This is a genomic window from Vibrio sp. ArtGut-C1 (genome assembly GCF_002105475.1).
GTDB classification, from domain to species: Bacteria; Pseudomonadota; Gammaproteobacteria; order Enterobacterales; family Vibrionaceae; genus Vibrio; species Vibrio diabolicus.
Window position 1 is genome coordinate 1 of the sequence record NZ_NCTH01000036.1, and the last position, 13,968, is coordinate 13,968.

Annotated in this window: 12 protein-coding genes, 1 pseudogene and 1 riboswitch; of the genes and pseudogenes, 9 read left to right on the plus strand and 4 right to left on the minus strand. The window is 47.9% G+C overall.

Going from position 1 to position 13,968, the window contains the following annotated elements:
• Positions 1–377: 377 nt before the first annotated feature.
• Positions 378–902, minus strand: coding sequence for a DUF3087 domain-containing protein (locus B7360_RS21470; protein ID WP_053809661.1), 525 nt, complete (start codon positions 900–902; stop codon positions 378–380).
• A 160-nt stretch (positions 903–1,062) separates the two neighbouring features.
• Here B7360_RS21470 and trmY point away from each other — a divergent pair, with 160 nt between their 5' ends.
• Positions 1,063–1,662 (plus strand): tRNA (pseudouridine(54)-N(1))-methyltransferase TrmY, encoded by a 600-nt coding sequence (gene trmY, locus B7360_RS21475; RefSeq protein WP_005459965.1) that lies wholly within the window; start codon positions 1,063–1,065, stop codon positions 1,660–1,662.
• Positions 1,663–1,742: 80 nt separating this feature from the next.
• On the opposite strand, the gene B7360_RS21480 is transcribed toward trmY, so the two are convergent.
• Both B7360_RS21480 and B7360_RS21485 read right to left on the minus strand, forming a co-directional pair.
• Positions 1,743–3,086 carry a TldD/PmbA family protein gene (locus B7360_RS21480; protein ID WP_005391846.1) on the minus strand — a complete coding sequence of 448 codons (1,344 nt, stop codon included), beginning with the start codon at positions 3,084–3,086 and terminating at the stop codon, positions 1,743–1,745.
• On the minus strand, positions 3,086–4,471 hold the full coding sequence (locus tag B7360_RS21485; RefSeq protein ID WP_085344571.1) for a TldD/PmbA family protein: 1,386 nt from the start codon (positions 4,469–4,471) through the stop codon (positions 3,086–3,088). Before B7360_RS21485 ends, B7360_RS21480 begins: the two co-directional genes overlap by 1 nt.
• A gap of 312 nt (positions 4,472–4,783) precedes the next feature.
• Positions 4,784–4,891: riboswitch (TPP riboswitch) on the plus strand.
• Positions 4,892–4,987: 96 nt separating this feature from the next.
• Here B7360_RS21485 and thiD point away from each other — a divergent pair.
• The 8 genes and pseudogenes from thiD to B7360_RS21525 all read left to right on the plus strand — a co-directional run bounded on the left by thiD (position 4,988) and on the right by B7360_RS21525 (position 11,439).
• Complete coding sequence (gene thiD / locus B7360_RS21490; protein ID WP_085344572.1) at positions 4,988–5,848, plus strand: bifunctional hydroxymethylpyrimidine kinase/phosphomethylpyrimidine kinase; 861 nt, start codon at positions 4,988–4,990, stop codon at positions 5,846–5,848.
• The gene (locus B7360_RS21495; protein ID WP_085344573.1) at positions 5,838–6,596 is read left to right on the plus strand and encodes an ABC transporter ATP-binding protein; all 759 of its coding nucleotides are present in this window, start codon (positions 5,838–5,840) and stop codon (positions 6,594–6,596) included. Before thiD ends, B7360_RS21495 begins: the two co-directional genes overlap by 11 nt.
• Positions 6,597–6,654: 58 nt before the next feature.
• Positions 6,655–7,389, plus strand: a pseudogene (locus B7360_RS21500) (ABC transporter permease); the annotation flags it as partial.
• 22 nt (positions 7,390–7,411) lie between these two features.
• On the plus strand, positions 7,412–8,362 hold the full coding sequence (locus B7360_RS21505) for an ABC transporter substrate-binding protein (RefSeq protein ID WP_101911951.1): 951 nt from the start codon (positions 7,412–7,414) through the stop codon (positions 8,360–8,362).
• 18 nt (positions 8,363–8,380) lie between these two features.
• Positions 8,381–9,043: a thiaminase II gene (tenA, locus tag B7360_RS21510; protein ID WP_085344575.1), complete on the plus strand. Its 663-nt coding sequence runs from the start codon at positions 8,381–8,383 to the stop codon at positions 9,041–9,043.
• An 18-nt stretch (positions 9,044–9,061) separates the two neighbouring features.
• Entirely contained in the window at positions 9,062–9,853 is a 792-nt protein-coding gene (gene thiM, locus B7360_RS21515; RefSeq protein WP_085344576.1) for a hydroxyethylthiazole kinase, read from the plus strand.
• A gap of 63 nt (positions 9,854–9,916) precedes the next feature.
• Entirely contained in the window at positions 9,917–10,531 is a 615-nt protein-coding gene (gene thiE, locus B7360_RS21520; RefSeq protein WP_085344577.1) for a thiamine phosphate synthase, read from the plus strand.
• A 182-nt stretch (positions 10,532–10,713) separates the two neighbouring features.
• Positions 10,714–11,439 (plus strand): phosphatase PAP2 family protein, encoded by a 726-nt coding sequence (locus tag B7360_RS21525; protein WP_031814553.1) that lies wholly within the window; start codon positions 10,714–10,716, stop codon positions 11,437–11,439.
• Between the two features lie 70 nt (positions 11,440–11,509).
• Here the strand turns inward: B7360_RS21525 and B7360_RS21530 are convergent, their stop codons facing one another.
• Positions 11,510–13,957 (minus strand): trimethylamine-N-oxide reductase 2, encoded by a 2,448-nt coding sequence (locus B7360_RS21530; RefSeq protein ID WP_085344578.1) that lies wholly within the window; start codon positions 13,955–13,957, stop codon positions 11,510–11,512.
• Positions 13,958–13,968 lie beyond the last annotated feature (11 nt).

The following is a 13,968-nucleotide window of genomic DNA, read 5'->3' on the forward strand; positions in this document are numbered from 1 at the left end:
TTTCATTGAAACCTAATTTGAAGCCGAAGCTTCTAATTGGATTATCATCAACGAGTGCCCACACAGATTGATAGGTCTATATTGTTAAAGAGCTTGCTTCGTAAGCTTTGCTATCGAAGCGGAGGCGTATTCTAAGGAATTAATTCTTAGTGTCAAACACTTTTTAAAATTAATTTTTAGAAGCTTTCTTTCGCCTTATTGCCAATTGCTTTTGCGTTTCCGCTTTGCCCTGACAACGGAGGCGCATTATAGGGAGATGATTTTTCTTGGCAACCCCTTTTTAGAAAAAAAACTAAAAAAAAGCGTCGAGTGATTAAATCTCACTCAAACGCTTATTTTTAGCACTCAGTTGTTAACTTCAAGTAGCAAATAGGCAATCAGTATGTGTCTACCCAGCTCTCTTTAAAGCTGGTGATATCAAGATCCAGTGATTGCGCCGCTTCGATTTGCTCAATTGCCTCTAATTCTTTATTTACACTATTCATCGTCAATGTGTTGTTGTCTAACTCAAACACTTGTTGTTGCGTTGTGTAATAGAACTTAAGCGTAGTGAGCGCTTTTACATCGTCATTGCTCGCGGCTGCTTTAATGCTTTTTAGTTTACGAAATATTTTGTTGTGCAGTTGCTTGAGCTTCCAAACGTACAGCACCTCTTCCATGTATGGTCGAGTTTTAATTTGATTCAATAAAGAGAGGGAAGTTGCGACTGCGAGAACGACACCAATCAAATTCCAATGAAAGTTTCCCGTTGATTGTTCAGGTACGACTTCAGTGTTGCCAAACAAAACAATAAGCAAGGTACTAAAGGCAAGAGATGAGATAGCGAGCAACGCAACAAAACCGCCAATCACCAGGTTTACTTTCTTTTTATAAATGTCTTTATTTATCTTTTTGATTTCCATATACCGCTCCTAACAGGGTTGCCTCCTATTCTAACCAGCACACTCCGCACGACAATCGAAGCTTTGTAAGTAAGTTCACATTTACTATTAAACTCGCATCCCTTCCCTGCTTGGGTATATACTTCCGCGCATTCACTCTTCCTATATAGAGGCTAAATTCATGCGCTCTTTTGTTTTACGAGCTCGCGCGGCGCCAACGACCAGCAAAGCACTATTAGAAGGTGTTGGTAACGAGGCGCATACCGAGATCCTTGCTCATACCATGATGAACACCATGTTCGTGGCACAATCTCACCGTGAAGATGTGGTTGTCCACTTGGTATTAGAGAGCACGAAGGATTACTCGCGCACGATTACCATTCGTTCAAACGACATTACCAATATTGGTGGTTTTCACGAGTCAACGTTGATCGCTGCCGTTGCCCGTGCGTTGGACGCATCTGTTGGTATGGGTAAAGAGCAGCTTCGTGAAGTTGAGCCGGGTATTACGGTTCGTACAGTAAGCTTCGAACGCTTGGTTCAAGAACTAGCCGAAGATCACCAGCTTTATATGTTGGACAAGAAAGGCGAATTTGTTCGTGACGCAGAAATTGGTGAAAATCCATGTTTCTTACTAACCGATCACATTCCGATGCCGAAGAAGTCGTTCAACAGCTTGAAGCGCCTAGGTACTGAGAAAATTAGCCTTGGGCCTAAGATGCTGTTTGCTTCTCAGTGTGTAGTACTGATCCACAACGAACTGGATATCCGCGAATTCTAGTTATTCGCGTACACGTTGCTAGATGATGAAAGAGGACTCGATTGAGTCCTCTTTTTTGTTTCTGATTTTCTATGCCGCGCTTATTTTCCGCCAATACTCAAGCGAGCAAAACGCACATCTGGTGCGAAGAAAGTGCGGCTATCATTAATAAGCTGGGTATCACCCACAGCTTCTACTTCTTGCAGCATCTTATAGAAGTTACCGGCAACTGTAATTCCGCGCACAGGTTGAACACGTTGACCATCACGACACAAGAAACCACTCGCACCAAATGAGAAATCACCACTGACAGCATCTGCACCAGAGTGAACCCCTTGCAGTTCCACTAATTCTAGGTATTCACCTGCTTTGACTTCTGGCGCACTGCTGTTGCCTGTCGCAATCACTTTGTGATTCGCTGACACGTCTAAGCTCGATTTTGCACCGCGAGCAGCACTTGCCGTCGACACTGCACCCAAATAACTCGCTGTTTGGCTATTGTGCAATAGCGTATTCAGTTGGCCATTAGCGATCAACACATTGTCTTGGGTGGCAAAACCTTCACTATCAAACCCTGCGATAGCCATACCATTCGGCATGTATGCCGCATCGGTAAAGGTAATCAAGTCACTCGCAACACGTTGACCAAGCTTATCACCCAGTGGCGTAATGCCTTTCATCGCGCTTACACCAGAGAAAGCACTGCCGAAAGCACCGAATAAACTTGCCAGCGCATTGATGTGGAAAATAGCGGGGTAGTTACCCGTCGCAACCGGTACACCTTCAAGAAGATCACGAGCAAGGTTGTAACCGCCTTCTATACAATAAGCTGGATCCAACTCATCAAAACGGCGACCTAGCGACATTCTTCCCGCCATCGACTGTTTGCCGTCTTTTTCAAACAGGGTATACGCGTAACAAGTGAACGATCGCTCGAAATGTTGACATAACGTACCTTGAGTATTCGCGATGATGAGCTGAGTTTCACCGTCACTGTAACCATTGTATGGTGAGCTTGAAGCGTGAGGCAGAGCCACAACACCTTGCTCAAGCGCAAGGGACAGTTCAATTTTCTCATCGACCGATGTGGTATCGTCTTGCGCAATTTCTGCAATATCAGTGGTGATTTGGCTGTTCACGCAACTAATGCTCTGATGTTCATCTTGCTTGGAAAAGCGAGCACTTTGCAGCGCGTTTGTGAGCATCAAATCTAAACTTGGTTGCTCGAGTGATTCAGAATAACTTGTCGCGACACGAGCATCTTTAATAACTCGAACACCCAGCACTTGACTTGAGCTTACTTTGTACTCATCCAGCTTGCCTTGGTTTGCTTTCAGCGAAAAGCTGCTGTTGCAGTTTACAATCACGTCCGCTTCTGCGCCTTGACGCTTTGCTTCTGATAGTACGTAATCAACCGCATTAAGAAGTTGTTTTTCTTGGCTCATTAGTTACCGCCTCCTACCAGAATATTATCTACTTTCAGTGTTGGCTGACCGACTGTTGTTGGTACTGAACCACTTACTGAACCACACATGCCCGGCGCAAGCGCCATGTCTTTGCCGACCATGCTGATTTCTTTCAACACTTTTGGACCCGTACTGATCAGCGTTGCTGTTTTCAGAGGTTTGGTGATTTTGCCATTTTCAATGAGGTAAGCTTCACGAACAGCAAAGTTAAACTCGCCCGTTCCCGGTTGAACCGAGCCGCCGCCCATCTTCTTCGCATAGATACCACGTTCGATACCTGCCAGCATGTCGTCAAGTGAATGCTCGCCTTCTTCGATAAAGGTGTTACGCATCCGCGAGGTTGGTGCGAACTTGTAGTTCTGACGACGACCAGAACCCGTAGGCTCATAACCTGTCTTCATGCCACCCATTTTATCGACCATAAAGCTGGTTAGCTTACCGTCTTTGATCAATTGAGTTCGCTGAGTCTTCATGCCTTCGTCATCAACATGAATCGAGCCCCATTCGTTGGTCATGGTGCCATCATCGACAGCATTCACGGCAGTGTGAGCAACCATTTCGCCCATTTTGTCGTGGAATACGGACGCTTTCTTCGCAACCGAAGTGGTTTCGAGTAAGTGACCACACGCTTCATGGAAGATAACGCCGCCAAAGCCGTTACCAATCACCACTGGCATTTCACCTGATGGACAAGCATCAGCGCCAAGTTTCACTAACGCTTGCTGCGCGATAGTTTGACCCAGCTCTTTCGCATCAAGCTGTTCGCTGAACTCCCAACCAGCAAGAGCGCCAGGACCTTCCATACCAGAAGACTGCTCATTACCTTTTTGAGCGACAGTATTACCAGCAACTCGTATGTAGTGACGGGTATCGTCAACGTGTAGACCTTCTGAGTTGAAGATAGACACTTGTTGCTCACGCTGAAGCACGCTGCCGATGAACTGGCTGATATGTTCACTCTCTGCACGTGCGGCTTTATCAACTTGCAATAGGAAAGCGATTTTAGAATCTAGATTGGCGTCTTTGCTAAGTGGCATACGACAATCATGTTGAATTGGGTAGCGGTTCAGATTGAGAGAACCTGCTGACGCGATTTGCTCACGCTTATCTTTTGCAGCAAGCAGTGAGGTTACGCGTTTTAGTTCGGCTTCATCGGTGCTGTTGGTGTAACCGTAAAGCACTTTATGACCGAAGAAGAGACGAATACCGATACCAAAATCGATACCCGAGTTCACCTTATCCACCTCACCAGATGCGATCTGGACGGTGTTAGTTTGATGATGTTCAACGAATAGTTCAGCGAAATCAGCCCCTAAAAAGAGAGCATGATCGATCACTGACTTCGCTGTTGCAGAATTAAGCATGAAGTCTCCTTGCTCGATGATCGTCTTAGCCTTCCTAATTAACTGTCGAAAAGTTCAACAAAGTTAAATTGGCAACGCGTTAAATTTTAACAGTTTTTTAACCTTGTTTTGTGCTAATCCTTGCTTAGCGAGACCACGATTATTTATTAAATATTCCAGGTTCAGCTCTTTCACCAGAGCGTTGCACTAGTAAATTCCACACGACGAACCATTTAGATGCTTACTCTATCACTCACCTCGCATAATTGAATACTCAATAATAATTACTCTCAAAAAACGTATCCCTTCTACAAGGGTCCTGCTATCATCCGAGCGAAATAGTCGGGGGGCCACGCGATAAGCGTTGGCTGAGATCGAGATTCGAGACCCGTTGAACCTGATTCAGTTAGTACTGACGTAGGGAACTATGCGCACTTTGCCTTTCGCCGCTCCTCTTTGGCGAGCGAAACGATCGAACAATCGATCTATCCACAACGGTCAAAGTCAGTTCCTATACGTCTTGTAGTAGGAGCGACCATGACGCAGCAATCACAGCCATCGTTACACCAGGCACAATCACCTATAACCACCCCTGTTGTCTTAACCATCGCAGGCTCCGACAGCGGCGGCGGCGCAGGCATCCAAGCCGATATCAAAGCGATGTCCGCAACTGGCAGCTTTGCCTGCTCAGTGATTACCGCCATCACCTCACAAAACACGCAAGGCGTTTCTGCGATTTTCCCTATTCCTCTTGATCACGTTGAAAGCCAACTCGATGCAGTGTTTACCGATCTCAATATTGTGGCGGTAAAAGTCGGCATGCTGGCGGATTCGAACATCATTAAAGTCGTTGCTAACAAGATTAAGCAATACCAACCTAAACATCTTGTGATTGATCCCGTCATGGTCGCCACCAGCGGCGATTTGCTACTTGAGCAATCAGCAATCAGCACATTAAAAGAAGAACTAATTCCACTGGCAGACATCATCACTCCTAACCTGCCAGAAGGTGCAGCATTGACGGGTAAGCCAGTGCCTCAATCAGAATCTGAAATGAACGATATGATTACCGACCTTCGTGCACTTGGTGCCAAAGCTATTCTGCTCAAAGGCGGTCATCTTGAAGAAAATGAAAACAGCAACGATCTGCTGATCATGCAAAACAGTGCGGAGTCAATCAGCGCCAAGCGTTTTCCGACCAAAAACACCCACGGTACGGGCTGTACACTGTCTTCCGCCATTGCGTCTTACCTTAGTCAAGGCAACAACCTGCACAAAGCGGTGCACCTTGGTAAGCAGTACATCAGCCAAGCCATCGCTCATGCGGATGAATTGGAAGTGGGGAAAGGTCACGGACCAGTACATCACTTCTTTGCGGGTCATACCTATGTTCGCTAACGCGATTGGCATTCAGCTTTCCGACGCCAGTCTGCAATACAAAGACAGCCAAACACCGACTTTAGCGAAAGTGAACATGACCATTCCTATCGGTCAATGGACGGTATTACTCGGGCGAAGTGGCTGCGGGAAAACCACGATATTGCGTTACTTAGCTGGCCTACTGGATGACCAAGTTGACTGGCATGGCGAACTCATCACAACAGATGGCGCCGCACTGCATGACCGTGTCGCTTACATGGCTCAGCAGGATTTATTGCTACCGTGGCTTAACGTGCTGGATAACGTCTGCCTCAGCTCGCGCTTTTCTCACGCCAATCCAAATTCAGTGGATGAGAAGCAACGAGCTCTCAACTTGTTAGAGCACGTTGGGTTGGCAGATTACGCTTACGCCAAACCCGCTCAACTCTCCGGAGGTATGCGACAGCGCGTAGCCCTTGCTCGCACTCTGATGCAAGACAAACCTTTGGTTTTGATGGATGAACCTTTCTCGGCATTGGACGCCGTGACTCGCCACAAATTGCAAACTCTCTCTGCCGAGCTACTAAAAGACAAAACCGTTGTCTTGATTACACACGATCCGCAAGAAGCAGTGCGATTGGCGCATCAACTCTATGTGTTACAAGGCACGCCTGCTCAAGCGCAGCACTTGGTTGTTCCGGACGCCAAGCCACCAAGATCTCTCGATGGAGAATGCGCAACTCTACAACAAGCGATTTTGAATCAATTGGAGAAAGACTATGAGTGATATGACTCAGTACAACTCCGTTTCGGCGCGTATCAGTAAAAAGGAACGCGTGACTCATCCGGCATTGCGTCTGCTAATCAGCGCAGCCGCGATCTTAGGTTTGTGGCAACTCATTGTAGTGGTGTTTGACATGCCAAGCTTCATCTTGCCTTCGCCGATTGAAGTATTGGATAGATTAGTCACTCGATACGACGTGCTACTCAAACACACTTGGGTTACCGCGCAAGAGATCCTACTTGGCCTCGCACTCGGCTTATCGATGGGTTTGCTATTCGCTTTGCAAATGCTGATGTTCGAGCCGCTCAAACGCTGGCTATTGCCGATTCTTATCGCCAGCCAAGCAATTCCAGTATTTGCTATCGCGCCCGTGTTGATGCTTTGGCTGGGTTACGGCATTGCATCGAAAGTAGTAATGGCGGCGATCATCATCTTTTTCCCCGTCACGACATGTTGCTACGACGGTTTACGCAATACACCAACTGGTTACCTCGATCTTGCCAAAACCATGGGCGCATCGAAATGGCAATTACTGCGCCATATTCAACTACCTGCCGCCCTGCCAACGTTAGCGTCTGGTATTCGCGTTGCCGTGGTTATTGCGCCGATTGGTGCCGTGGTAGGTGAATGGGTCGGATCAAGTGAGGGCCTAGGCTATCTGATGCTGCAAGCCAACGCTCGCATGATCATTGATGAGATGTTTGCGGCACTGTTTATTCTCGCCGCGCTGTCTATCGCACTCTATTTCACTACTGACAAATTACTGAAAAAAGCCATTCCCTGGGAAAACAAATAGGGAAAGAAAAAGGAAGAACCCCGTGAATAAAAACAAACTCATGAGCGCTGTTGCTCTGCTCGCATCAATTGTTTCAACTAACGTACTTGCTGCCGAAAAAGAGCTTACTTTAATGCTGGATTGGTTCGTTAACCCGAACCATGGCCCTATCGTGATCGCACAAGAGCGCGGCTACTTTAAACAGCAAGGTTTGAAGGTAGATATACAAGAACCCGCCGACCCAAGCACTCCACCCAAACTAGTTGCGGCTGGCAAAGTCGATATGGCGATTTCATACCAACCTAGCCTGACCATCGACGTAGCGGCTGGCTTGCCATTAATTCGCTCTGCGACCTTGATTGCTACTCCCCTCAACACATTGATGGTGTTGGATAACGGCAAGAACGACAACCTTGGCGACCTTAAAGGCAAGAAGATCGGTATTGCGATCGCAGGTAACGAAGAGGCGACAATCGGCACCATGCTTGCGCAGGAGAACGTGAAGTTTTCTGACGTGCAAATCATCAACGTCGGTTGGGCACTCTCTTCCTCTCTTGCCTCAGGGAAAGTAGACGCTATTTGGGGCGGCTTGCGTAACTTCGAAACCAACCAACTTGCGCTAGAAGGCTACAAAGCCAAAGCCTTCTTCCCAGAAGAACACGGCGTACCAGCGTATGACGAACTGGTGTTTGTGGCGAATGCAAAAACCTACGACAAAGCGGCTATTAAAGCGTTCAACAAAGCGCTGGAGCAAGCGACCACTTACATCGTCAACCATCCTAAAGAGTCTTGGAAAGAGTTTGTCGCTTACTCGCCAGACACGCTAAACAACGAGCTCAACCAACGCGCTTGGAATGACACGTTAACTCGTTTCGCGCTTCGCCCATCAGCAGTCGATCTAAAACGCTACGACGATTACGCCGAGTTCATGTACTCACAACAAATCATCGAAACGCTACCAAAAGCGAAAGATTACGTACCGAGCTTTGACTAATTACGAGATAGCCCAATTATGAAATACCAAGATTTGATTAACGCTTGTCGGCAAGATTGGCAAGAATACACCGAGCATGCCTTCGTGCAGCAATTGGCCAAAGGCACTCTGGCTCAACCTTGTTTTCTGCATTACTTAAAGCAAGATTTCTTATTCCTAAAACAGTACGCACGAGCTTATGCGCTGGCAATCTACAAAGCGCGTACGTTAGACGATATGCGCCGCGCACTACCAAGCGTACATGCGCTTTTAGATTCAGAGATTGCCCACCATGTTACCTACTGCGGTCAGTGGGGATTAACGGAATCTGATCTCGAAAACGAGCCGGAAGACTTTGGCACGGTGGCTTACACGCGCTACGTATTGGATGCGGGAATGACGGGCGACTTAGTTGACTTATATGCCGCGCTCGCCCCTTGCTCCATCGGCTACGCCGTCATTGGTAAAATGCTGATTGAAGATGAAAACACGGTATTCGAAGGCAATCCTTACGCAAGTTGGATTAACTTGTACGGCGGTGAAGAGTTCCAATCTGGCGTGGCAAGTGGGGCCGAACACTTTAACCAGCTACTGGCTGAAATCGACATCCACAGCCAGCGCGGTCAAAACCTGATTCAGGTCTTCAAAACCGCAACGCGTATGGAAGTGGCGTTTTGGCAACAAGGTCTAAACGCGCAATAAGGTTAATTGGAGAATCTCATGTTAATAGAACAAATCACTCAAGCATTAACCGCAGTGCGTCAGCAAAAGCCTTTAGTCGTGAACATTACCAACTACGTGGTGATGAACAACACGGCGAACGCTTTGTTGGCTATCGGTGCTTCGCCAATCATGGCGCATTCAAAGCAAGAAATGGCAGAAATGATGTCGTTTGCTGGCGCTTTGGTGATCAACATCGGCACCCTAGACAGCGTTTGGACGCCGCGCATGAGCTATGCCGTCGAGCAAGCCAATTCGAACGGTAAAATCGTTGTGCTCGACCCTGTCGGTTGCGGCGCAAGTTCACTGCGCACCGAAACCTCGCGCGAAATCGCCCGCCTTGCAAACAAGTTAATCATTCGTGGTAATGCTTCCGAAATCATTACTCTCGCTGGTGAGCAAGCGCAAAGCAAAGGTGTAGATGCACTCGACAGTAGTGATGCGGCCCTTGGGGCGGCTCACTTCTTAGTTGAAGAATACGGAGCGAGCGTGGTGATCTCCGGCGAAACTGACTACATAGTGACAAAAGAGCAAACCGTACAGCTGAATAATGGTCACGAGATGATGCCATACGTAACGGGCATGGGTTGCACACTGACGGCACTGACTGGCGCTTTCGCAGCAATCGGCGACGAAACAGGCCTTGCTGCGGCAGCGGTACTGGGCGTTGTTGGCGAGGTTGCAGCGGAACAAGCTCGCGGTCCAGGCAGCCTGCAAGTGAACCTGTTGGATGAGCTTTACCAGTTGGATGAAGAAACGCTGGCCAAACGCCTAAAACTGCAAGTGAGCTAAGCTTTGCTCTAATAAATACCGGCCTCTCATTCCATCTAGATGAGAGGCTCAAAGGAAACAAAAATGAACGCCTATCGCTTATATTTGGTCACCGATGACCAACAAGATTTATCCACTCTCAAACACGTTGTAAGAAAGGCGGTAGAAGGTGGGGTCACCATGGTACAGGTGCGCGAAAAACATGGTGACGTTCGTGCATTTATTGAACGAGCTCAAGCCGTAAAGACGGTCCTTGAAGGCACTGACGTCCCGTTAATCATCAATGATCGTGTTGATGTTGCCCTTGCCGTCGATGCCGATGGTGTTCACCTCGGGCAGTCAGACATGCCAGCAGAGATCGCTCGTCAATTGATTGGCCCAAACAAGATTCTAGGCTTGTCGATTGAGACTGAAGATCAACTGGCAGAGGCGGATTCTCTGCCCATTGATTACATCGGCTTGAGTGCCATCTTCGCTACGCCGACCAAAACCAACACCAAAAAACACTGGGGTATTGAAGGTTTGAAGATGGCGCTGAACACCACGTCCTTACCAATCGTCGCTATTGGTGGCATCAACGAAACCAACATTCCTGCCCTGAGTGCGACAGGTGTACATGGTTTGGCTTTGGTTTCTGCCATTTGTCATGCAGAAAACCCAACCAAAGCAGCAGAGTACTTACTTTCTCTGATGGATTAAGACCCCAACGCTTCAGGATGAGCGCCTTTACCCTCCGGATAAATGCCATCAATTCATCACTCAACCTTCATTCTCTCGTCAAATTGACAAAGCGTTGATAAGTTTTTCACGCCAGATAACGTAAGATAAGCCCCTTATTTTCACGTGGTTGAATAACCCTCAATAAAAACAAAACGCTCTCAATGAAAACCAAAAAATATGGATTGATGATGCTCGCCTTGTTTGTTCTTGGCATCATCCCAATGTCGCTGTTTGGCTCTTATCACGATCTCACCTCACAGGTGCCAGAAAGTCTGGGTATTACTTTTACTTTGCTCACAGATTCTGCTGGTAGCAAAGGCTTTTTAATTACGTTAACACTGCTACTGCTTTCTTTATTTCGCTTTAAACCAAGTCGCATTGAGTGGATGCAAAAACTCTCAATGTTAGGGCTGTTACTTGTGATTGGCTTTGCCAGCAAAACGGGACTAAAACTGATGACAGAAAGCCCGCGCCCGTACACGGAATTGCTCGCAGCAGAACAATTAATTGAAACACCAGAAGCGTTTTATCAGTTGGATACAAAGCAACAAGCCAACGTAATTAACCAGATTTCTGAACACGTCAGTGATTGGCGGACGCGGCATTGGCAAGGCGAGAAAGACTATTCTTTCCCATCCGGTCATACGATTTTCGTTTCGATTTGTCTGGCTTTCTTTGGTGGGTTGTTCTTGCAGAACAAGTACTATATCTCTGCACTGTCATTATGGATGTGGGGAATGAGTGTCGCATATAGCCGCTTATGGCTGGGCATGCATCGCCCTGAAGATTTAATAGGCTCGGTCTTGTTTGTCGCGATTGTATTTACTTTACTCCCGACATTTCAGATTAAGAAACAGATGCCGTTTGTTTCTCTCGCTTCGCGCTAATGTGAACGATGACTAGATAAAAAAGAAGCCAGCGATTCGCTGGCTTCTTGCTTTCAAGCGCTACTTTTTTCTAGCCATTTTTTGGTGGTTCAAAGGCTGTTAGTTCTAATTCTGGGCCTGTGTATTTTTCAATACGAACCAGTGCCGAGTTCGCCGCACAGCCGTTTGCAAGTCGAGAGGTCGGAATATCCAACGTTAACACGTTACAACCGCCGTTCTTACAAATGCCGGTTTTCGGATCCAGATCCGGCCAACCGCCTTCATGAATACACACTGAACCTTGCTTGATTCGGTCAGTCACTTCTGCGCCAACCAATACTTGGCCACGGTTGTTAAACGCACGAACTAGATCGCCCGTTTTAATACCACGCGCTTTCGCATCTTCAGGGTGAATCCAAATAGGTTCACGGTTTGCAATTGCGTACTCTTCTCGAATCTTCGCGTAGTTAAACTGGCTGTGTAGACGATGCGCTGCATGCGCGGTCATTAGCTGCAACTCGCCATCTTTTGCATTGCCAGTGTACTCGGTTGGTGCCATCCACGTTGGGTGTGGAGGACAATCTTCCAACTGGTAACCTTCAATCGTTTTCGAGAAGATTTCAATCTTACCACTTGGCGTACCTAGCGGGTTCATGATCGGGTCTTCACGGAAATCCGCGTAACGAACAAACTGTGCGTTCTTCTCGTTCCACTTCATCTCTATCAGTTGGTTATCTTCCCAGAACTTGCTGAAGTTCGGCATTGCTACGCGAGAGCCACGGCCACCTTGTTGCGCCACCTTGTAGAAGCCGTACAGCCATTCCATTTCAGTTTTACCTTCGGTGTACACATCACGTCCACCCGGTGCTAGCATCTCTGCCATGTCCGCGAATACATCGAAGTCATTACGCGCTTCACCTTGCGGCTCAACCACTTTCTTCATTGGCACCAAGTGTTGGTTACTGTAGTCACCCGTCATCGTTAAGTCGTTACGCTCGAACGATGTGGTGATTGGCAGAACGATGTCCGCATGCTTCGCAGCCGCAGTCCAGTAAGGTTCTGAAATCACGATCAGCTCAGGCTTTTGCCATGCTTTAATCAAGCGGTTGGTGTCTTGGTGGTGAGTAAAGTTCGCACCACCTGCCCACCAAATCATCTTGATATCTGGGAACGTCAGTTCATGACCGTTGTGATGGTAGGATTGACCTGGGTTTTCCAACGCCTCGACAATACGCGCCACAGGGAAACTTTGTACCGCGCCAGACACCGCCCAGTCGTTACCCGCAGAAGAGCCGCCACCCAGTGACGCTGAAATCGCAGGAAGCACGCCAGCGTCACGAGCAGGGTTACCACCGTTTGAGTAGTGGTAAGAGAAACCAAAACCACCGCCCGGTAAACCGATTTGACCCAACATCGTTGCCAGTGTAACCAGCATCCAGTGACGCTGTTCACCGTATTGTTGGCGCTGCATGCCCCAACCCGCCATCAGCATGGTGCGGTTTTTACTGAAGATGTCAGCCAGTAGCTCAAGTTGCTTCGCAGGTACGCCACAGATTTGCGATGCCCACTCCGCTGATTTTTCTACGCCGTCTTCTTCGCCCATCAGGTACGCTTCAAATTTGTCGTAACCAGCGGTGTATTTATCGAGGAAGGCTTTATCGTGCTTACCTTGTTTCACCAAGGTGTGTGCGATACCCATCATCATCGCTACGTCAGTCATTGGGTGAGGAGCAATCCACTCCGCATTCTCGCCAAAGAACTCGATGGTTTCAGAACGAATAGGGTCAATCGCAATAACCGTCTTGCCTGATTTTTTTAATTGATGGAAGAACTCAAGACCAGCGCAGTCTGTTGAGCTCCACGCGATTTTTAGGGTGTTGATCGGGTTTAAGCCCCAAAGCACAACCACATCGCTGTGCTCTAGTACCACTGGGTACGTGGTTTGTTGCTCGTACACTTCGATAGAGCCCACAACGTGCGGCATGATGATCTGCGCAGCACCCGTTGAGTAGTCACCCAAGTGGCCTGAATAGCCGCCCGCCATGCTCATGTAACGTTGCAGCAAGGTTTGTGCTTTGTGCAGCACGCCACTTGAACGCCAGCCGTAAGAGCCAGCAAACACAGAAGCCGGGCCATATTCTTTACGAATTCGCATGTGCTGCTCGTGGATCAGCTTGTAAGCCTCATCCCAAGACACACGCACAAACTCATCACTACCGCGCACACCTTCTGGCGACGATGGGTTTGCCAAGTAGCCTTTACGTACCATTGGGTACTTCACACGCGCCTTGGTATGCACTTGGTCAGGCCCAGTAGTTTGTAGACTATTTGGTACAGTTTGTGGCAGAGCATTAGTGGTCGATACTAGCTTGCCATCTTTCACTTCACATAACATTGGGCCCATGCGGCCCGCAGTCAAAATGCCCTTACCACGCTGGTTTGAAGACGCAATAGACATAGGCGCAAAAGAAGTAAATGCCATGGCGCCAGCCGCCAGACCTGTGCCTTTTAGAAATCCACGACGGGTTAAATTAGTCATAATCTTATCCT

Bases quoted from the DNA above. Each gene is read 5' to 3' on its own strand.
- B7360_RS21525 (WP_031814553.1), top strand. From the start codon at position 10,714: ATGAAAACCAAAAAATATGGATTGATGATGCTCGCCTTGTTTGTTCTT.
- B7360_RS21480 (WP_005391846.1), bottom strand. From the start codon at position 3,086: ATGAGCCAAGAAAAACAACTTCTTAATGCGGTTGATTACGTACTATCA.
- thiE (WP_085344577.1), top strand. From the start codon at position 9,917: ATGAACGCCTATCGCTTATATTTGGTCACCGATGACCAACAAGATTTA.
- tenA (WP_085344575.1), top strand. From the start codon at position 8,381: ATGAAATACCAAGATTTGATTAACGCTTGTCGGCAAGATTGGCAAGAA.
- thiD (WP_085344572.1), top strand. From the start codon at position 4,988: ATGACGCAGCAATCACAGCCATCGTTACACCAGGCACAATCACCTATA.
- thiM (WP_085344576.1), top strand. From the start codon at position 9,062: ATGTTAATAGAACAAATCACTCAAGCATTAACCGCAGTGCGTCAGCAA.
- B7360_RS21485 (WP_085344571.1), bottom strand. From the start codon at position 4,471: ATGCTTAATTCTGCAACAGCGAAGTCAGTGATCGATCATGCTCTCTTT.
- B7360_RS21470 (WP_053809661.1), bottom strand. From the start codon at position 902: ATGGAAATCAAAAAGATAAATAAAGACATTTATAAAAAGAAAGTAAAC.
- trmY (WP_005459965.1), top strand. From the start codon at position 1,063: ATGCGCTCTTTTGTTTTACGAGCTCGCGCGGCGCCAACGACCAGCAAA.
- B7360_RS21495 (WP_085344573.1), top strand. From the start codon at position 5,838: ATGTTCGCTAACGCGATTGGCATTCAGCTTTCCGACGCCAGTCTGCAA.
- B7360_RS21530 (WP_085344578.1), bottom strand. From the start codon at position 13,957: ATGACTAATTTAACCCGTCGTGGATTTCTAAAAGGCACAGGTCTGGCG.